The organism is Novosphingobium humi, assembly GCF_028607105.1.
GTDB lineage: Bacteria > Pseudomonadota > Alphaproteobacteria > Sphingomonadales > Sphingomonadaceae > Novosphingobium > Novosphingobium humi.
Map to the genome: position 1 here is coordinate 3,260,339 of NZ_CP117417.1, position 20,533 is coordinate 3,280,871.

General features: G+C 60.1%; 17 protein-coding genes. 7 read left to right on the top strand and 10 right to left on the bottom strand.

Annotation, left to right across the window (positions count from 1 at the left end; translation table 11 throughout):
- The first annotated feature begins 49 nt into the window (after positions 1–49).
- From PQ457_RS15255 to PQ457_RS15285, 7 genes are all read left to right on the top strand, one after another.
- The gene (locus tag PQ457_RS15255) at positions 50–1,981 is read left to right on the top strand and encodes a right-handed parallel beta-helix repeat-containing protein (protein ID WP_273617635.1); all 1,932 of its coding nucleotides are present in this window, start codon (positions 50–52) and stop codon (positions 1,979–1,981) included.
- Between the two features lie 101 nt (positions 1,982–2,082).
- Complete coding sequence (locus tag PQ457_RS15260; RefSeq protein ID WP_273617636.1) at positions 2,083–3,330, top strand: hypothetical protein; 1,248 nt, start codon at positions 2,083–2,085, stop codon at positions 3,328–3,330.
- Between the two features lie 79 nt (positions 3,331–3,409).
- Positions 3,410–4,123: an SGNH/GDSL hydrolase family protein gene (locus PQ457_RS15265; RefSeq protein ID WP_273617637.1), complete on the top strand. Its 714-nt coding sequence runs from the start codon at positions 3,410–3,412 to the stop codon at positions 4,121–4,123.
- 179 nt (positions 4,124–4,302) lie between these two features.
- A complete protein-coding gene (locus tag PQ457_RS15270) occupies positions 4,303–5,142 on the top strand; it encodes a glycosyltransferase family 2 protein (RefSeq protein ID WP_273617638.1) in 840 nt (279 codons plus the stop codon).
- 10 nt (positions 5,143–5,152) lie between these two features.
- A complete protein-coding gene (locus PQ457_RS15275) occupies positions 5,153–5,749 on the top strand; it encodes an LbetaH domain-containing protein (protein ID WP_273617639.1) in 597 nt (198 codons plus the stop codon).
- A 4-nt stretch (positions 5,750–5,753) separates the two neighbouring features.
- Positions 5,754–6,695, top strand: coding sequence for a glycosyltransferase family 2 protein (locus PQ457_RS15280; RefSeq protein WP_273617640.1), 942 nt, complete (start codon positions 5,754–5,756; stop codon positions 6,693–6,695).
- Entirely contained in the window at positions 6,692–7,900 is a 1,209-nt protein-coding gene (locus PQ457_RS15285; RefSeq protein ID WP_273617641.1) for a glycosyltransferase, read from the top strand. The genes PQ457_RS15280 and PQ457_RS15285 overlap by 4 nt, the downstream gene beginning before the upstream one ends.
- Before the next feature lie 60 nt (positions 7,901–7,960).
- Here the strand turns inward: PQ457_RS15285 and PQ457_RS15290 are convergent, their stop codons facing one another.
- The 10 genes from PQ457_RS15290 to leuS form a co-directional block, all read right to left on the bottom strand.
- Complete coding sequence (locus tag PQ457_RS15290; RefSeq protein ID WP_273617642.1) at positions 7,961–9,184, bottom strand: hypothetical protein; 1,224 nt, start codon at positions 9,182–9,184, stop codon at positions 7,961–7,963.
- Positions 9,181–11,415, bottom strand: coding sequence for a GumC family protein (locus PQ457_RS15295; protein WP_273617643.1), 2,235 nt, complete (start codon positions 11,413–11,415; stop codon positions 9,181–9,183). Before PQ457_RS15295 ends, PQ457_RS15290 begins: the two co-directional genes overlap by 4 nt.
- 20 nt (positions 11,416–11,435) lie before the next feature.
- Positions 11,436–12,053: a polysaccharide biosynthesis/export family protein gene (locus PQ457_RS15300; RefSeq protein ID WP_273617644.1), complete on the bottom strand. Its 618-nt coding sequence runs from the start codon at positions 12,051–12,053 to the stop codon at positions 11,436–11,438.
- A gap of 91 nt (positions 12,054–12,144) precedes the next feature.
- On the bottom strand, positions 12,145–13,482 hold the full coding sequence (locus tag PQ457_RS15305) for an O-antigen ligase family protein (protein WP_273617645.1): 1,338 nt from the start codon (positions 13,480–13,482) through the stop codon (positions 12,145–12,147).
- A 246-nt stretch (positions 13,483–13,728) separates the two neighbouring features.
- Positions 13,729–14,049, bottom strand: coding sequence for a hypothetical protein (locus PQ457_RS15310; RefSeq protein WP_273617646.1), 321 nt, complete (start codon positions 14,047–14,049; stop codon positions 13,729–13,731).
- A gap of 267 nt (positions 14,050–14,316) precedes the next feature.
- On the bottom strand, positions 14,317–14,646 hold the full coding sequence (locus PQ457_RS15315; protein WP_273617647.1) for a hypothetical protein: 330 nt from the start codon (positions 14,644–14,646) through the stop codon (positions 14,317–14,319).
- Positions 14,647–14,883: 237 nt separating this feature from the next.
- On the bottom strand, positions 14,884–16,296 hold the full coding sequence (locus PQ457_RS15320; RefSeq protein WP_273617648.1) for an exopolysaccharide biosynthesis polyprenyl glycosylphosphotransferase: 1,413 nt from the start codon (positions 16,294–16,296) through the stop codon (positions 14,884–14,886).
- Between the two features lie 187 nt (positions 16,297–16,483).
- A complete protein-coding gene (gene holA / locus PQ457_RS15325; protein ID WP_273617649.1) occupies positions 16,484–17,515 on the bottom strand; it encodes a DNA polymerase III subunit delta in 1,032 nt (343 codons plus the stop codon).
- The gene (lptE, locus tag PQ457_RS15330) at positions 17,512–18,012 is read right to left on the bottom strand and encodes an LPS assembly lipoprotein LptE (protein ID WP_273617650.1); all 501 of its coding nucleotides are present in this window, start codon (positions 18,010–18,012) and stop codon (positions 17,512–17,514) included. Before lptE ends, holA begins: the two co-directional genes overlap by 4 nt.
- A 2-nt stretch (positions 18,013–18,014) precedes the next feature.
- Complete coding sequence (leuS, locus tag PQ457_RS15335) at positions 18,015–20,531, bottom strand: leucine--tRNA ligase (RefSeq protein ID WP_273617651.1); 2,517 nt, start codon at positions 20,529–20,531, stop codon at positions 18,015–18,017.
- Between the last annotated feature and the right edge of the window lie 2 nt (positions 20,532–20,533).

Sequence of the window (20,533 nt, forward strand, 5' to 3'; positions counted from 1 at the left end):
CCGCTATGCCATGAAAAACGCAAACCGGTCAACAAAGGGCGCCTCTGGTATGTCGATGAAGCTTTGGCTGCAAAGCTCCTGCGCCCTTCTGGCCCTGTCGGGCGCACCGGATCTGGCCGCGCATACGATCACGGTCGGATCACCGGCCTATCCCGATCTTGCCGCCGCGATCGCCGATGTCCCCCGGCTCAAGGCCAGCCTTGCCGATGGCGAGGCGATCGAGATCCGTTTGCCGCCGGGGGCCACCCGGCTGAAGGCTCCGATAGAGATTGACGGCGCGCATGGCGGATCGCCCGCGCATCGCCTGATCATCAGGGGCGATGCCGGGGGCACGACGCGCTTTGTGGGCACGGCCACCGTGCCGACCCGTCCGGCCACGGCCGCCGATGCGCCCGGCTTTGCGCTGCCCTCGGGCGTGCTGGTGGCGGACCTGCGCGGATTGCCCGTCCCAGCCCATCTGGTCGCGCGGGGCAATTATGTGGCGACGTCCATGGCGGGCTTCGAACTTTATCAAGGCTCTGCCAGACTGGCACCCAGCCGCTGGCCGGTTAACGATTACGCCACCACCACGCCGCAGGGCACCAACAGCGCCGGCCCCTCCTTCACGCTGCCGCCCGATCGCGCCAAGGCATGGGCAGGCGAACCCGCGCCTTGGGCGGGCGGCTTCTGGGGCGCACCATGGTCCTTCGAACTGGCGCCTGTGGTCCGGATCGATCCGCAAGGGGCGCGTGGGCAACTGGCGCCTCTGCAATCGCAACAGGAACCCAAGGGGCCTGCACGATATTTCGTGGAGAACCTGATCGGCGAATTAAAGGTGCCGGGGCAATATGTTCTCCTGCCGCAAAAGCAACAGGCGCTTGTCCTGCCCATGCCGGGCGGCGGGGCGCTGGAGGCGGCGGTGCTGCCGCGATTGATCGATATCTCCGGGGCCGCCCAGATAGAAATCCACGACATCGCGTTTGACCGCAGTCTGGGCGAAGCGGCCAATGTTCTCAAAAGCTCCGACATTCTCTTTGAGCATTGCGCGTTCCGCCAAACCGGCGGCGATGGCGTGATCGTGCGCGGAGGCGCGCGGGTAGTGCTCTCGCATTCGGTGATCGCCTCGACGGCGGAAACCGGGGTGGAACTGACCGGCGGCGACCGGAACAGCCTGATCGCGGGTGGCCATCGGTTTGAAAATGGCGTGATCACCGATTTCGGGCTGGAAGAGCCCACCTATCGTCCCGGCGCCCATCTGACCGGGGTGGGTCAGGTGCTCAGCGGATCGCTGCTGGAGGGTGGCGATCATAATGCGGTCATGCTGGCCGGCAACGATCATCGCGTGACGGGCAATGAAATCGCCTATGTGCTGCGCCATACCGAGGATGCCGGCGCAGTCTATATGGGCAATGACTGGACCCAGCGCGGGATGGTGATCGACGGCAATTATTTTCACCATCTTGGCGGCCAGACCGTCACGCAATTCCTTTCGGCCATCTATTTGGATGACCAGTCGAGCGGCCAGACCGTGACCAATAACATCGTTGTGGGCGGCGACTATGGCGTGGTGATCGGCGGCGGGCGCGACAATGTGGTGCGCGGCAACACATTTTATGGTCCGCGCCGCGGCGGCGTCCATTATGACGAGCGCGGCACGAGTTTTCAGGCCAAGGCCATTCCCGCCTTTGTCCAGCGTCTGGGCAAGATACCCTATCAGGGCGATGTCTGGGCAAGGCATTATCCCACGCTGGCCGGCCTGCAACCGGCCGATTACGGCAGGGCGCAGGGCAATGTCCTGCGCGATAACCGCAGCTTTGGCGCCGCCGTTCTGGTGGCCGATGCCGGGCTGCAGGCGAGTCCGGGTCTGGCACAATCGGGCAATGCGACTTTGGGCATGGCATCAGCCCCCAAACCGCCGCTAAGCTCTGGGCAGAACACGCAAATTGCCTCGCTTTTGGCTCTGCGGCAGGTCCCGTCGACCAACATTGCACCGGCGCGATAGCTTATGTTGACCCGCCCAAGGGCGCATGCGAAGGACGCAAGGGTATCCATGTATAAAATGACCAGTCAGTGGAGGTCCAGGTGCAGGGCTCGGTAGCAACAATGAAGCGTCCGGCCCCCAGGGCCAAGGCCACCGCGGCCACCCGGCCCGTTCTGCGTTTCAACACGCTTGATTATGCGATGATTCCCGGTTTCCTTCTGATTGAGGTCGGGCTGAGTTACTGGGTTTCTTTTGCCACCCTCTTTGCGGCTTTCGTCGCATGGCGTTGGCGCGACGTTATTTGGGCAGGTTTCTCCAGCCTGCCACTGTTCATTTTCGTGCCGCCACTGTTCTTCATTTCGCTGCTGATCGAACCCACCACGGATTTGACGCAGGATGTCCTGCATATCTGTCGCGAAGCCATGTTCTGGCTGCTGCTTTGCGCAATGCTTGAGGGCCTTAATAAATTCACCATTGAGATTGACCCAAAAAAGCTGAAAAAAATACTGTTCCTGATGGCCGCATTCCTTCTTATACTTTGCACTTATCAGTTCAAGGAATATGCCTCGGGCGCCTATTTCGGCATTCCCAAAGAATATTTCTCACAGGGACAAGACACGATCGCCGGTGATCTCGATCTGGCCTACAGCCATTTACGGCCGGCCGGAACTCTTGCAGAACCCAGCTATTTGGCATTCATCCTGATTTCGATATTGTTTTTCATCAGAAATCTGGAAATCCCTGGCAGTATTGCCCCGCTTACAAGCATGCTTTTGATCGCGACTGGCCTGATCAGCCAATCGATGTCTTTTGTTCTGTCTTTTGCCGGTCTGGTTGTGCTTGCATTGTACACACAACCTCAATTCGCTCGCTATCGTGCTCCGGCGACTTTGATTGGTTCGGTGCTACTGCTTGTAGTAATTACCGGTGCTGCAGCCTTTTTAAGTGACACGCGTTTGTCGAAATTGGGTTCGACATCGGATAGCTCAACTTTTGCTCGCATTATTGGCCCGCTGATCTCTGCCCCTGCATTCATTGCGGCCCACCCATTTGGGACGCTATCGACCACTACGGCCGAAATGCTCGATTATTTTACCAGTCCATACGGCATGAGCGGCGGCGAATGGACACACAATTTCTTCTTCAACTCAATTTTTCTGTACGGCCTCGGCGGCATATTCATTCTTTACTTCCTACTTAAAGGAAGAGGATTGATGCCTGCGGCCTATATTTTTACATGCATGTTCTTTAATGGCGCCATGCTCACTCAGGATAAATTCTTCGTCATAGCAACAAGTTTTATTATTCTAAAAGCCCTGCGCGATTCGCAAGCGCCCAAACTGTTGCCCCCAAAGGGCAGGCTGCCATAACGCCGAAACATTCAAGCCCAAATTCAAACGGTGCGTCGCGCGCAACGTTTTGGCAGCGCCCGGCCTTCGCGGCCCCGAATTGAAGGCTCACCCCGCAGGTTTCCGGATTCTTTTGCTCGGCGATTCCGTCGCAAATGGCGGCACCCAGGTGAATGATAACGAAACCTATCCCGCTTTGTTTGGCGCATTGCTGGCTCAGAAGAAGCACAATGCTGAAGTGGTCAATGTCTCGGCGGGCGGATGGTCAGTGTTGAATGAGGCAGCTTGGCTGAAATTGCATGGCACCTTGGGCGCGCGACTGGTGGTTTTGGAAGTGAATGACCGGGATCTCGACCAGAGTTTTGTCGGCCCGGAAATCCTCGATCAGCATCCGCCCTTCCCCAGCCATCGCCCCTTGTCGGACTTGGGTGAAATTCTCTTCCGCTACGCCCTACCCCGTACCGGTCTGGTTCCCTCGGCCGCCGATCCGGGCTCTACCGGTGGCGATTTTCAGGAAAGTCATGCAAAGGTGACGCTTAATGCAATCGGCGAGATCAAGAATTTCGCCCACAATCATGGCGCCCGCCTTGCTTTGCTCTACTGGGATGCTCGGCTACCTGTTTCCGCGCCGCAGCAGAAGGCGCGCGACGCATTACTTGCCTGGGCCTCTACTCAGGAGGTCACGGTCATTCGCCCGCAACTCAACAAGAGCGCCCTTGCGGATAAATATTTTCGCGACCAGATCCATCCTTCAGTCGAAGGCAATCGGATAGTGGCGAAAATGCTGGAAAACAGCCTGTCCAAAGAAATATGACAGATCAGCGGCAGCAATTCATTTGGCCGCCCCTTTGATTGCGGAGCAATATTCGCAAATCAAGAAACAATGTCTGCCGAATATGTTAACCGGCAGCAGTGCTTTGGTGTGCGCTACCGCATTGCAACATGGGCCAAGATGCGGTAAAAATCCCTATTAGGGGAATTCAAAGGCGAACCATGTCGGATAACTCACCGCGTATTGCGGTCCTGGCTACCTGTTTCAATCGGCGGGACACCACGCTGGCTGGCTTGCAGGCTTTGCGGCTGGCCGCACAGGGTATTGATTATACAGTCTATCTGGTTGACGATGGCTCGACCGATGGGACGGGCGCGGCGGTTGCCGCGCAATTCCCGGAGGCCCGCGTTTTTACCGGGGATGGTTCGCTGTACTGGAACGGCGGGATGCGCAAGGCATGGCGGGAAGCCATGGTTGATGCGCCCGATTATTACATGTGGTGGAACGACGACCTGCTGCTTGAACCGGGCAGTATTGATCGTCTGTTAACGTTCCAGCGCGAGATGGAAGCCCGCCATGGGCCGCGTGTCATCACGCTGGGCAAGGTTGTCGATCCCGAAACCGGATCGGTTACTTATGGTGGTTATGTCCGGGTTCCGGGCGCGTCGCGCCTGCGGTTTCGCCGGGTTGCCGACGATGGCAGCGTCTGCGTTACGATGAACGGCAATTGCGTGCTGATCCCGGCGCGGGCGGTGCAGGACGTGGGCATTCATTCCGAGCATTATTCCCATGCCAGCGGCGATGTCGATTACGGCCTGCGCGCCAGTCGCGCGGGCTATGCGATTTTCCAGAGCCCGCATATCGTGGGCAGCACCCCTTATAATTTCGCCTATGCGGCCAAGCAGAACCAGTTGACGCTAACGAACTGGCGATTTGTCTTTACCCATCCCAAGGGGATTCCGTGGAAGGAATGGCTGCATTTCTGTCGTCTGCATGGCGGTTGGATGTGGCCGGTGAACTTTGTAGGGCGCTATCTCAAAATCATCAAATTCGGCGCCTAAGGTTTATTGCATGTCAGATTCACCTCTGGACGCTGGTTCGGCCGGTTCGTGGGAAGGCGGCGGAACCTTTTCGCTGCACAATCGGATCTATCGATTGGTCTTTCAATTATGTTGGGCCTTGCTGGCATCGTGGACGCCGCCTTTCATGCATCCATGGCGTTGCTGGCTTTTACGCTGCTTTGGCGCGCAGGTGGCTCCTACGGCCTTTATTTATGGCAGCGTTCGGGTCTGGTATCCCCCCAATCTGCGGGTAGATGATTACGGCACTCTGGCGCCGGGGGTCACCGTCTATACGATGGCGCCGATCCATATCGGTGCCTATGCCATCGTTTCTCAGGGCGCGCATCTCTGCGCTGGCACGCATGACATTGAATCGCCCCATTTCCAGCTCTTTTCACGCCCCATTTCGATCCAGCCGCGCGCATGGGTTGCGGCCGAAGCCTTTGTTGGCCCCGGCGTGACTGTTGGCGAAGGCGCCGTGCTGGGCGCGCGCGGCGTGGCCATGCGCAATCTCGACGCATGGGGCGTCTATACCGGCAATCCGGCCACCAAGCTGCGTGAACGCAAGTTGCGCTTTGCTCCGTCCCCTTCACGGCAAGAGGCCTGAAACGATGCCTTCCGCTTCCTCCACGCTGGACCTGACGGTTCTGATCCTGACCTATAACGAAGCGCGCCATATCGAGCGCTCGATCGCCAGCGTGAAGCATTTCGCCCGCGAGATTGTGGTGGTCGACAGCCATTCCACCGACAACACGGTCGAGCTGGCCCAAAAGGCCGGCGCGCGGGTGCTGTTCAACCCGTTCATCAATTATTCCAAGCAGTTCCAGTGGGGCCTCGACAATGGCGGCATCACATCGGAATGGGTCATGCGGCTGGATGCCGATGAGATCATCGAGCCGGATCTGGGCGATGAACTGATCCGGGCGGTCAAGGATGCGCCTGCCGATGTGGTGGGCATGAACATGGACCGCAAACATATCTTCATGGGTCGCTGGGTGCGCCATGGCGGACGCTATCCGCTGCGCCTCCTGCGCGTGTGGCGGCGCAACAACGGGCGCATCGAAGACCGCTGGATGGACGAGCATATCGTCATCTGGGGCGGGCGCACGATCAACCTCAAGGGTGGGTTTGCCGACTGCAATCTCAATGACCTGACCTTCTTCACCGAGAAGCATAACAAGTATGCCACGCGCGAAGCGATCGACAAGCTGAGCCAGAAATATCGGTTGTTCGAAAAGGACGAGGCATTTTCCGAGGATTCCGGCCCCCGGCAGGCCGTCATCAAGCGCTTTGTCAAGGAGCAAGTTTACAATCGGTTACCATTCTGGGCTGGACCCTTCGGTTATTTCCTCTATCGTTATTTCGTTCAACTTGGCTTTCTCGACGGCTATCAGGGGTTGATCTACCATTTCCTTCAGGGTTGCTGGTATCGCTTTCTGGTTGAAGCCAAGACCATAGAACTCGATGAAGCCATCCGCGATTGTCACACCAATGATGAACGCGTCCAACGGCTTACCGCTTTGACAAAACTATCGCTTGGACCGACACGATGACCCGCATTTTGCATATTATCACCACTTGCGATCTGCGTGGCGGCGGTCCGATCGAGGCTGCGCGCAATATGGGCACGATCTGGGCCGGGCAGGGCCACAGCCATGATCTGCTCACGCTTGACCCTGAGGACGCGGATCTGGAATTGCCGGGCTATCCGGGGCGGATTTTCAAGGTGGGCGCTCCTGTCGGGAAATCGCTGGCGGCCCGTTATCGCTATTCGCCCGCGATGGTGCCGTGGCTGAAGGCCAATGCGCATAATTATGACGCGGTGATCGTTTCGGGCCTGTGGCGCTATCAGACGATGGGCGCCGCCAATGCGCTCATCGATCTGGGCATTCCCTATTTCGTGTTCACCCATGGGATGCTCGACCCGTGGTTTCGCAAGCGCTACCCGCTCAAGCACGCGGTCAAGCAGGTCTCCTGGCTGCTGGCCGAGGGCCGCCTGCTGCGCAACGCCGCCAATGTCATGTTCACCTGCGAGGAAGAGGGCATTCTGGCGCAGGACGCCTTCTGGCCCTATTCGGTGAATGCGGCCTGCGTCGGTTATGGCACCCGCGATGTGGCAGGCGATCCCGAGGCGCAGAAGGCGGCTTTCCGCGCCGCCGTGCCCAACCTTGCCGACAAGCGCTTTTTGCTCTTCCTGAGCCGCATTCATGAGAAGAAGGGCTGCGACCTGCTGCTCGACGGGTTTGCCCGGGTGGCCGGGCGTGAGCCGGATCTCGATCTGGTCATTGCCGGCCCCGATCAGACCGGGCTGGTGGCGACACTGAAGGCGCAGGCGGAAAAGCTGGGAATCGGCCACCGCGTCCATTTCCCCGGCATGCTCAAAGGCGACATCAAATATGGCGCCTTCCGCGCCGCAGAAGCCTTTGTGCTGACCTCGCATCAGGAAAATTTCGGCATTGTGGTGGCCGAGGCGCTGGCCTGCAACACGCCGGTTCTGATCAGCGACAAGGTCAATATCTGGCGCGAGGTGGAAAGCGACGGCGCCGGATTGGTCGGGCCTGACACCGCAGAGGGCGCCTACAAGGTGCTCTCCGGCTACCTCGACCTGTCGCAGGATGAGCGGCTGGCCATGCGGGAAAAGGCGCGCGCATGTTTCATCAACCGCTTCCGCATCGAGGAAGTGGCAACGCGCCTCATGACGCTGATCGAATCGCATTTGAATAAAGATGCAGGCGCGCCGAGCCACTCTTTCGGCTGAATGACTGCAAGGTCCTGCCCACATGCTTGTCGGGCAGGACCATGCAGGCCACGAAGCGCCCTATTTTGCGCCTGGACCGGCCTCGTCAATGGCAAGATCGCCAAATTGCGTGGCATCCAGCGTAGGGTGGAGGATCACGTTCAGCCATTGCGCCGGGCATTGGCCGTCAATCCTGAAATCGACCTCCCAACGCCCATTGCCCAGCGGCCGCTGGCCATCCAGCGGTTGACGGTTGTCCGGGTCACAACCAATCGCCAGTTGCAGCGGCGACGTGCCCTGATGCCCCCCACCCGTCAGGCGGTAACTGGCACGATAGATTCCCGGCTTGAGCACCAGCAATTGCCGCAGGATCGGCATGGCCACCGGCGCGGCATTATGGATGAGCAAGCCACTTGCCCCCCCCTTGTCGCCCTTGCTCAATTCATAGGTGACATCACCATTGCCCCGCCAGGTCCAGGCAAAAGGTGAATCCGCATTGGCCGTGTCGGCCAACGTGGCGAAACCGGGATCGCCCACCAGCTTGTTCCCGGCCACCGGGCAATGCAAAGCCCAGACATTCCGGCCCAGCAAGGCATTACCGCTATTGGCCAGCGCAGCCGTCATGGATTTGACATCGGCACAACCAAGCGTGATCCCGGCGCGGCCGAGATCAACCAGCATCTGGCCACGCGCCTGCAGGACCTCGCCCTTGGTCCGCCAGCCTTCACGGGCATAGGCGCCCAGCCAGAGCGGGTGCTGGCGCATCTTTTCAAACAAGGCGGCGCGCAGTTCCGGCGTGGTTTCCCACGGCTCGATCAGCGGCGCATAGGTCAACAGATCGGAATGCTGGCGCAGGACAACGTCGAAACGCATCGCCGCATTGGGAATATCGCCCAACTGGAGCGCCTGCCCGATCCAGAACAATTGCGTGGAAAGCTCGCGCCAGCCCATCTTGGCCGAAACCGTGAAGGCCTCCAGCGCCTTGGGTTGCTCGCCCATCGCCACGCGGGCGGCGCCCAGCATGGCCGGGCCGGTGCTGTCGATTGGCGCCCGCTCGATCAGCATGCGCGCCATCCGCTCGGCATCGCGGGGCTGGGTCTGCGCGAGTTGCGGCGTCAGCCTTGTATCGAGTGATCGAACAGCCAGCGCATCCGGGACAATGGCGGCGATGACGGGATCATCCTCGCCGCCCGCGCGGTCCAGCGCGCTGGCGGCAGCGACGATCGAAAAGATCGCCGCTGCCGCAACTCCCAGATAGCGTATCCGGACGCTCAGACGCGAGGAGGATCGGGCCGACCTTCTCATGCGTTGGGCGTATAGCCATATTGATACTGATAATACTCATACCCGTAATAGGACGAGTAGCGGTTGTTCGACTTGAGCGGGTCGAACTTGGTCAGCACCGCGCCCAGGATCACCGGGCGCACCGCACGCAGGCGGCGCAGGGCGCCCTTGAGCGAACCGCGACGGCTGCGGTCGGCCTCGACCACAAAGATCACGCCATCGACCTGCGCGGCGATCAGCGGCGCGTCGGCCAGACCCAGCACAGGCGGAGAGTCGATGATCACCGCGTCGAAGCTGTTCTTTGCCTCTTCCAGCAATTCCTGAATGCGGGTGCCGGAAAACAGTTCGGTCGGGCTGGGCGGAATCGGCCCCGAGGTGACGACGTTCAGATTGGGCGTGGCGGTGGGCAGCATCACCTGCGACAGGCTTTCCAAACCCACCAGCGCGCTGGACAGACCCTTGTCATTGTCATTGTCCAGCCAGCGGTGCAGCGAGGGACGACGCAAGTCGGCGTCGATCAGGATGACCTTCTTGCCGGTACGGGCCAACGAAATCGCCAGCGACAGCGAGGTCGTGCTCTTGCCTTCGCCCGGCTGCGCGCTGGTCACGGACATGACCTTGGGCATGCCGGAACGGCGGATATAGAGCAGCGAGCCGCGGATCGAGTTGTAGGCTTCGGCCACCTGCGACTTGCGATCCTCCAGATCGCTGATCGGCTGGCCCGAGTTCGAGATCGGCACCACCCCCAGCAGCGGCAGGTTGATCTTCGGCTCGATATCCTCAGGGATGCGGATCGAGTCATCGAACTGATCCTTGATCGCCAGCGTCAGCGCGGCCGCGATGATCGAGAGCGTCAGCCCGATCAGGATGTTCTTGACCATGTCGGGCGAGGAAGGACGCAGCGGAACCTGCGCCTCGTCAACGACCGAGATGTTGCTGGTGCTGATACCCGCCGACGCGTTCAATTCCTTGTAGCGCTGGAGCAGACCGTCATAGACCTGACGGTTGGTATCGACTTCACGCGCCAGCAGGCCATAGCGCACCGTGCGGTCCTGCTCGTTGAGCGTTTCGGTTTTGAGCTGCTCGACCTTGGCATGCAGTTCGGACTCGGCCTTGACCGCCGCAGTATATTCGGACTTCACCGCATTGCGGATCGCATTGGCCGAGGTTTGGATCTGGCTGGTCACCGAGGCCAGTTGGGCCTCACCGGCGCGGATGCTGGGATAATCTTCCAGATGGCGTGCGCGATCCTGCTGCAGCGCTGCCGCAATGCCTGCGCGCTGGGTCAGCAATTGCTGGATGCCCTGGTTCGAAACGACTTCGGTCGCGCTCATCAGCGGGCCCTGGCTGATCGCGTTCCATCGGGCCTCGGCAGCGATGCGCTTGGACTGGGCCTCGCTGTAGGCGGCGTTCAACTGGTTCAGGCTCGACGCGGTGATCGACCCGCCCTGCTGCACGGCATCCTGCGAACTGGTCGAACCAAGCTGCGAGGCGTTCATACGAATAAGGCCTGCCTCGCGGGTATAGGCGTTGAGCGCCCTTTCGGAATCCTCCAGCTTCTGCTTGACCTCCACCAGCTGATTGGCGAGGAATTCACGCGCATAGCTCGAGCTCTGGAACTTGCGCTGCAGGTTGAATTGGATGAATTCCTTAACGTAAGTGTTCACGATGAGCGCCGACATGTCCGGGCTGTTGCTCTCGAAGGACACTTTCATCAGGCGCGAGCTGTGCGGCAGATCGACCGTCAGATTGCGCATCAGCATGTTGACCACTGCGATCTGGGCCGCCTGCGGCGTCATCTTCGCCAGCGCGCCTTTACGGCTCTGCGAGGCAAAGAAAGCCTCGCTGCGCGTCAGGTTAAGCGTGTGCGAAACGCGCTCGGCCATACCCCGGCTTTTGAAGACATCGACCTGCGTCTGCAGGAAACGCTCGGTATCGAGCGCGCTGCCCGACGCCTGATTGTCGGTGTCCTCATCCTGATCCTTGAGGAAGCGGCCGCCCGAATTGTTGACCTGAATATCCGCGCTGGCCTTGTAACGCGGCGTGGTCAGCAGCGTTACAATGACCGTGATCGCAAAAACACCCAGAAAGATCAGGATGATCAGGCGCAAGTTGGCGCGGATGGCGGCAAAGACATAGCGGGCGTTGAGCCCCCCTTGTCCTTCGCCTGGCAGCAAATCGTCCTCAATCTGCGGCTGAAAATGCTGGTCGGCAAGAAGAGCCGATTCGTCGTGATGACCTGCGTTAACCACGGAGCGTCTCTCTCTGCCAATTACAAGTTACGGAAAACGTAGAAAGCATTGAACAGCGGCGCGGCCTGAAGGATGTCATGCCAGGTGCCCTTGACCGCCGAACGGCCCACAACCACAACGTCGCCCGCCACGATCTGGGGATCGGGCGCGCGGCCGGCGCGGATGTAGCCGAGATGGAAACGGGCAACCAAACGCTCCCCATTCACTTCGCGGAACACCACCACTTCATCCAGCTTGGCGTCCTTGGTCGTGCTCTGCGCCAGCGCCAGCGCGCCCAGCAGGGTCATGCCCGGCGAGGCTTCGAAGCGCCCGGCCTTTTGCACCTGACCTTCGACGGTCACGCTGCTCTTGTTATGCTCGACAATACTGATCGCAACCTGCGGGTCGCGAATATAGCGTGCAGCGAGCCGTTCGGTGATTTCTTCACGCAATTCACCGATCGTGCGCCCGCTGGCATCAAGCTCACCGGCCAAAGGCATCTGAACCTTGCCACCGCCATCGACCCAGTATTGCTCTGAGGTCAGATCCGGCTCATTCAGCACGCGAATATAGAGGCGGTCGCCCGGCTGGATGGCGCCCTCCTTGATGCCCACCGGCTTGACCGGGATCACATCATAGGCAGCAGCGCCCGAAGGCATGTTCAACGCCGGATGTGTACCGCATCCTGCGCAAAAGACGCTTGTACCAATCAGGAACAATAAAGTTTTGCGAGGAGTCATACTTGGTCTCTCACTTGCCATAATCCGCAGGATTTGCCTTGGGATTAAGAAGAATGGCGGCGCATAGGGCAGCAATGCCCGCCAAAGACATCGAACGCAACGGGTAATCCACCAGCGAATGCAACCCTATAACGCAAAGTGCCAAAGTGACACAAAAAAGCTGTCCGCGTGACCTCTTGTCCGCAGCCATCAAACCTTTGACGACACCCACCACCAGCAAGATCGCGATTGCACCAAAGGCGATCACACCGGCATATCCCGCCTCAAGAAGCAGTTCGAGATAGTCGTTGTGCGCGCGATTGACATAGGTGTCGGCAACCGCTTCGGCAGGCTCGTAAATATTGAAAACAGGGACAAATGTTCCCATCCCGGCGCCGGCGGGCAACATCTGACGGGCCGCATACAGCGAGTTGGTCCAGATTTGCGGACGCGTGTCATGATCCAGCGAAAATCGGTCCAGCGCCACCATCAAGGGCGAAGTATCGGGCAGAAATGAATAGGTCCCCGCGGCAATCGCGCAGACACCGGCAAGCGAAATAAATAGGTTCGCCCAGCGCAATTTCAGCCAGGGCCGGATCAGCGCAATCTGTCCGGCCACCACCAGCGGAAGCATCATGATGCCGGTGCGCGAACCGGTCAGAACCACCGCCAGCGCCAACGCCAGATCAGCCACCCCGACCAGCCCGATCACCAACCAGCGCTGATCAGGCAGGATGTGACGCTGAACCAGATCGCGCATGAAAGCCGCCGCGCAGAGCATGGCCACCAGCAGGACATCGGCCTGGCTGTTCGGATTATTCTGGAACCCCCGCAACCGCACCTTGCCGCCGTTTGCCGGATAAATCGCAAATATACTGTCCGGCGCGCCATTGAGCTGCACCACCGCCGGAACCAGCGACAAAAGCGCCACGACCAGGACCACGCCCAGCACCAGTGTCCGCCCCGAGCGCCCGATCGACGCGACCATGACCAGCACCATTGCGGCGCTCACCATGCTCAAAAGGCTGGAAAAGCTCAGCGCAGGATCCATCGAAAGCGGCCGCCACGTGTCGGCCCGTCCGATCAGCGCCAGACTGTCCACCTCGATCTGGCGCCCCGGCAGGCTGTGCCAGACCTGAGGCGGCAAGGGAACAAGTTGAACCAGCGGGACGACCAGCAGAAGGAAACCCACCACCCAAACCGCCTTGGGGATCGCACGAAACTGGCTTTCCGGGATTTTCCATAGCCACAGCGCCGCAATCACCGCCACACAGATCTGCACAAACAGCTCTGGCAGAGGATGGCCAATGCCACCTCCGCCAAAGGTCATGGTGATCGCCACAGCGAAAACCACCAGCGGCGTCACCACGCCCTGTTCTTTTGCTAATCTGCGTAAAATTGGCATAGAATGATTTTGACAGGAAATGCGGCAACCGCAAGAGTTATTGAACATATTTGGTGTTCAACAACGAAAAAACCAACCGCTTTGCACAATTGTGAAAAAATACTGCCCAGCATGACTGGCACCTGAACAAACATCCTTACCAAAATCGCCCAAGCCATTAACAATAGCGACCGAAATATACTTTCCGGTCCAAAATTCACGACTTCCAGATCAGCGGCTGGATGCGCTGGGCACTACCGAAACCACGGTCGCCACCAGAATGCCGCTGAATCCGGCCTGCCACACGCGCCAAAGGCCATCTGTGCCGCGGAACGTGTCACCCGCCTGCGGTCCGGCCATCGCTTTTTCGCAGGGCGCCGCCTTGGCAGCACCAAACTGGCGAAGAGGAACACAGCCTACGGCCACCTTGGGCTTTACCGCCATCAACCGGGCAACCGGCAGCGAGGCAGAGGGGCGCGAATTACTATCCGCAGGAGCCGACGCGACCACAAGGCCGGACGCGGCAAGCATCACGATCAAATTTGCAGCCACAGACTTTCCCCTTAAAACTACTTATGTACTTTACCATGGAGAAGGGAGGGAATCTACACTAAAGCGATAAACGGAGGCACGAAGGAACCAATTTGGTTCGCGCAGCTCACTAAAAGATTTGGCGGAATACAGCCTGCAGTCTCTCGCACCAAACCAATAACTTAGCCGATCACCCACCCCATCACCATCCTTACCGACAACCAAGACCGCATAGAAAAAGCCCCCCGGTTGGACCGAGGGGCTCTTTATCCGACGATAAGCCGTTGATTAACGGCTGGACGCCGGCGGAACAACCGCGATCACCCCAGCGGTAACGCCCGCCGTGACGCCCGCGTTGATCAGCAGATTCGTGGGGTTGAAGCCGGGGGTCGGAACCCCGTTCGACCCGGCCTGAACCTTTTCGCAAGCGACCATCTTCTTGACCATCTTCTTGCCGGAGTTCAGCGAGGTGCAGCCCAGAGCCGAAGCCTTCGCCGGGGTAATCAGCGCAGCATGGGCAACAGGCAGAGCAGCAGCGCTGCGGGTATTATTGGAAACAGGAGCCGCCGAGGCCACAAGGCCAGAAGCGGCGAGCACCACGATCAGGTTAGCAGCCATTTGGAATTCTCCTTCATTACGTAGTTATACATATAACAGGACAAATCCCATAGTCCAGTTGAAAGTCTTTAACATCTCGCGTTCGCAGCATACTTCTTGGCCCCGAAACACCGATGTGGATAGTCTCAACCAGTCCTGGTCCCATCCCGGTTCAGCCGCACCGCAACCGGCATCTTGCCCGAATCGCCTTGCCTGCCGGTCTTGACACATCGCAGCACGGCCCGGCAGGCGCGTTCCTCAGAAAGCCCGCGAATGTACCACGACCCGCACCGTCATCAGCATGATCCAGATATCGCGCCACAGCGACCAGCCATGCAGATACTCCAGATCCGCATAAAGCCGGTCGGTCAAATCCTCCTCGCGGTCGGTCGCGCCGCGATAGCCGCGGATCTGCGCCAAGCCCGTCAGACCGGGCTTGAGCGCATGACGCTCCCAATAACGCGGATCCACTTCCCAGAACAACTTGCCGCCGGCCATTGAACCGGTCGCATGCGGGCGCGGGCCGACAAGGCTCATATCGCCGCGCAAGACATTGATAAGCTGCGGCAGCTCATCAATACTTGTGGAACGGATGATCTTGCCCACGCGGGTGATCCGCTTGTCGTCCTTGGCCGCCGACTGCGTGCCGTTCCGGCCGATCTTGTTCACGCTCATGCTGCGGAACTTGAAGATCGGGAAGAAACGGTTGCCGCGGCCCACGCGCCGCTGGACAAAGAACACCGGCCCACCATCTTCCAGCTTGACCGCCAGCGCGACCAACAACAGGATCGGCGAGAGCAGCAACAGGGCCGACCCGGCGACAATCGCGTCGAGCATCCTTTTTTGCAACCGGTCGCGCAGCCCCATCGGCCCGACCGACACCAGCAAAAGCCCATGCCCGTTCGCAATCCGCGCCCCTTGCGCGGAAAGTTCGAGCACGGTGTCATCCACCACCTCGCCCGCGACATTCGCGCCCTTGAGGATGATCGACCAATTCGCGCGCCGTTCGGGCACCGAACTGATGACCACGCGATCGGCATTGCGGATGATCATCCCGATCCGGTCCAGCGCATGGGGATCATCCAGCACCGGGGCCAGAGCAAAGCTCTGCGCCGAAACGTGGAAAGCGCCATGCAGCGTGATATCGGGGCCTCCGTCGTCGATCACCAACTGGTTGATGACCGATACGCCGCAGCGCCATCGCACAAAGCGGCGCATGGCCACGCGATTGACCAGCACGAACAGCGCCGAGAGCACCACGCCAATAGTGAACAGGGGGCGCGAGTAATGATCGGTCGAACGCGCGTAAAAGGTAATGAACGTGATCACCGCCACGGACAGGCCCAGCGCCAGCAAGGAACGTATGACGCTGTGACTGGTGCTGCGAAGGGATTCGATCGAATAGGAGTCGTTATACAGCGCAATGGTCAGATAGACCGGCAGGACAAGCTGCGAGAGCATCAGCGTTGCGCCGGAAAAAGTCTCGGTGCGCAAATAGCCGGCGAGCGCAAATCCAGCCACAATCGCCAGAACATCGCCCAGAATAAACGCGAGATAGCATTGGAGACGACGCTGCTGCAACGAAGGCATCAGCGGCATGCGCAATGCTTTGGCTCTTGCCTTGGCCCGTTTACGCAACGAACCGGACACACGTGCTACTGGCGCGTTCATGCTTGCTCCACCCTGCTAATTTTGCCGCATCAACGTCGGTTCGTGCCAGGCGCGAGGCCTTAACACTTCCAATCTTGTCACCCTAGTAAAACCACTAACACACCGCTGCATTGCAGCAAACCTAAAAATTCGCCGAGCCTTCTTCAGAACTTCTTATGTTTCCCGAAAAGGTTAAACAAAACAGCGGCTAGGAGCGTGATTTGGCATAGCGGGCAATTTCCGCAAGTTCCTGAGCAAGAAGCAATTCTGCGCTGTGGTTATTGGCCATCAGGCTGCGATGGAGCGCCATCAGACGTTGGGCGAGTCGGGCAAGGGCGCGCCCGCGCCAGACCCGCAACTGGCGGCTAAGGTCCGGAACATCCTTGAAAAAAACCCGGCGCGATGCCTTCTCCCCCTCCATAAAGGCGGAAATATCCGGGTTGGTTCCGAGTCGCCCGGCCAATTGTGCCAATTGGGCAACACGTCGCTCAAAAGCGAGCAGCAGCCCGACCGGATTAAGCTCCAGTTCAGCCATCCGGCGCAGCTCGCCCTTCAGTCTGCCGCTGTCCCCATTCAGGACAGTGTTCACCAATGTGGTAAAGCCATCCTCTTCGGTTTTGGCCCCTACCGCCTCAAAGGCCTCCAGCGTGGCCGGGCGCGGACGTTCGGGCGTGGCATCCAGATAAAGCGCCAGTTTGGTAACTTCGGACGCTGCCAGACGGGTGTCGAGCCCGACCGCAGCCGCAATACGCTGGGCCAATTCGCGATCCATCGGCGCCCCGGCCGCATCGGCCATCTGGCGCACCGAAGCCGTTACCGATGCCAGATCGGGCGGATAGAACATCGCCACCAGCGCATCCTCGCGCTTTTCCAGCAGTTTGGCCGTACGCGCCTTGTCGCTGGCATTGGCGGCCTGGATGATCACTGGACAGGGCGCGACATCGCCGGTGACCAGATTTTCGACCGCATCATAGACTTCATCGCCCGAACAGCGCACCCAGATATGACGTGTATCGCCAAACAGTGATGTCGAGCGCGCCTCATCGCCCAACCGCACCGGGTCGCGCTTCAACTCCGCGCCGGTCAGTTCCACCCGCTCGCCCGGATCGGGCAGCAGCGAGGCGATGCGAAAGGCCGCATCCTGAACACTGGCATCATCCGTGCCGCACAGAAAGAACACGCGCATGGTCTGCGCGGCTCTTGGCGCTAGATTGGCAAAGTCGCGCTGGGTGGCTTTCATTGCCTCGCGCGCAGCTTTACGGCCAGATTGGTTACGATTCGCCCTGCAACCACGCGCGTCAGGTTCTCCAGCGCGGTCTGCTCGGCCGCCACCGTGGCATATTCGGACGAAACCACATCAAGGCCCGCATCCGACCCGGCCGTGGCATCCAGCAGGATCGCGCCGCTGGCCACATCGATCAACTGATAGCGCGCGCGCAGAATGCGCCGCTCGCGCCCCACTGTATTGTTCGACAGCAGGCCCAGGCCGAGCAACTGATCATCCAGCCGGACTTCCAGCCGATAGCGCGGCGTTGTTCCCTCGGGCGCGGCGCCCAGTTGATCGACCAGCGCATTATGCATCAGCCACCCGGCCTTGCCCTGAATGGGCGAGACCGAGATCGACCCCAGCCCCTGCGCCACGGCGGCATGCCCCCCGCCCGCATAGAGCGGCTGCAAAGCGCAGCCCTGCAAGGCGGGCAGCATGGCCAGAAGACACAGAGGCAGGAGAGGACGCATAATCAGACCACCAGATTGACGAGGCGATCGGGCACCACGATCACTTTCTTGACCGCAGCCCCTTCGAGCGCACGCTGCACCTTTTCCGAGGCCAAAGCCAGCGCTTCCAGCTCTTCTTTCGCGGTCCCCTTGGCCACGGTCAGCGTGTCGCGCAGCTTGCCCTTGACCTGAACCGCAATGGTCACCTCATCATCGACCAGCAGTGCCGGATCGACAGCGGGCCATGCGGCGTCAGCGATCAGATCGTCACCGATCGCTTCCCAGGCTTCTTCGGCCAGATGCGGCATCATCGGCGCGATCAGCAGCAGAACCGCGCGGATCGCGGCGCTGCGACTGGCGCTGGGCGCGGCCTTTTCGACCACGCCGGTCAGTTCGTAAATGCGCGCCACGGCCTTGTTGAAGCTCAAAGCTTCGATATCGGCGGCTACGGCATGGACGGTCTGATGGGTCTTGCGATCCACCGCTTTGTCCTCGCCACTTGCCGCAGCGTCATATTGGCCGAACAGGCGCCACAGGCGCTGCACAAAGCGCGCGCAGCCTTCGATCCCGGCCTCGCTCCACGGAAGATCGCGCTCGGGCGGGCTGTCCGACAGCATGAACCAGCGGATCGCGTCGGCGCCATAGGTCGCCACGATCTCGTCGGGGTCCACCACGTTCTTCTTGGACTTCGACATCTTGATGACGCGGCCGATTTCGACCGGTTGGCCATCGGCCTTGAGCGTCGCGCCCTCGCCGGTGCGGATGATGTCGCCGGGCGCATACCAGACCGGCTGACCGTTCGACGGATCGATCCGGCTATAGGTCTCATGCGTCACCATGCCCTGCGTGAACAGGCTGGCGAAGGGCTCCTTCACGTCGATCTTGCCGATGCGGGCCAGAGCGCGGGTCCAGAAACGGGCATAGAGCAGGTGGAGGATCGCATGTTCGATCCCGCCGATATACTGCCCCACCGGCAGCCAGCGGGCGATTTCGGCCGGGTCAAACGGCGCATCATCGGGCTGGCTGGCAAAGCGCAGGAAATACCAGGAGGAATCGACGAAAGTATCGAGCGTGTCGGTCTCGCGCCGCGCGGCATGGCCGCATTGCGGGCAATCGACATGCTTCCACGTGGGATGGCGGTCCAGCGGATTGCCGGGCACGTCAAAGGTGACATCCTCGGGCAGCGTCACGGGCAGGTGCTTCTTGGGCACCGGCACCACGCCGCAGACCTCGCAATGGATGAAGGGGATGGGCGTGCCCCAATAGCGCTGGCGCGAAACGCCCCAGTCGCGCAGGCGCCACACGGTCTTGCCCTCACCCCAGCCTTCGGCCTGCGCCTTGGCGATGACGGCGGCCTTGGCCGCGTCCACATCCATGCCGTTGAGGAAGCGCGAATTCACGATCACGCCGGGGCCGGTATAGGCCTCGTTGCCTTCGAACACCGGATCGGCATTCTCGCCATCGGCCACAACGCGCGTCACGGGCAGGCCATATTTGCGCGCGAAATCAATGTCGCGCTGGTCATGCGCTGGGCAGCCGAAGACGGCGCCCGTGCCGTAATCCATCAGCACGAAATTGGCGATATAGACCGGCAGTTGCCATTGCGCGTCGAGCGGATGCGCCACCCGCAGACCAGTGTCAAAGCCCAGCTTTTCCGCCGTTTCCAGCTCGGCTGCGGTCGTCCCGCCCTGCTTGCACAGGGCGACGAAATCGGCCACCTCGGCGCGCTCGGCGGCCAGTTTCTGGGCAATCGGATGATCGGCGGCAATGGCGACAAAGCTGGCGCCGAACAGCGTGTCTGGGCGGGTCGAATAGACCTCGACTTCAACATCGCCCTTGAAGGTGAACTGCAGCCCCTGGCTCTTGCCAATCCAGTTTTCCTGCATCAGCTTGACCTTGTCGGGCCAATGTTCAAGCCCGTTCAAACCTTCGAGCAATTCATCGGCAAAGTCAGTGATCTTCAAAAACCACTGGTTCAGCTTGCGCTTTTCCACCAGCGCGCCGCTGCGCCAGCCGCGCCCGTCGATCACCTGTTCATTGGCCAGAACAGTGTTGTCGACCGGGTCCCAGTTGACCGTCGATTCCTTGCGATAGACCAACCCGGCGGCGTACAGGTCGAGAAACAGCGACTGTTCCTGACCATAATACTCCGGTTCGCAGGTGGCGATCTCGCGGCTCCAGTCGAGCGCGAAGCCAAGGCGCTTCAACTGTGCCTTCATGTTGGCGATATTGTCGCGGGTCCAGCCGCCGGGGTGAACGCCCTTTTCCATCGCGGCGTTTTCGGCCGGCATGCCAAAGGCGTCCCAACCCATCGGATGCAGCACTTCAAAGCCCTGCATCTTTTTGTAGCGGGCCAGAACGTCGCCCATCGTGTAATTGCGCACATGACCGATATGGATGCGCCCGCTGGGATAGGGGAACATTTCCAGGACATAGGAACGCGGCTTGGCGCTCTTGTCATCGGCCCGGAAGCTCTGCTTCTCGTCCCACACGCGCTGCCACTTGCCATCGGCAACACTGGAATCGAAACGCTCACTCATTT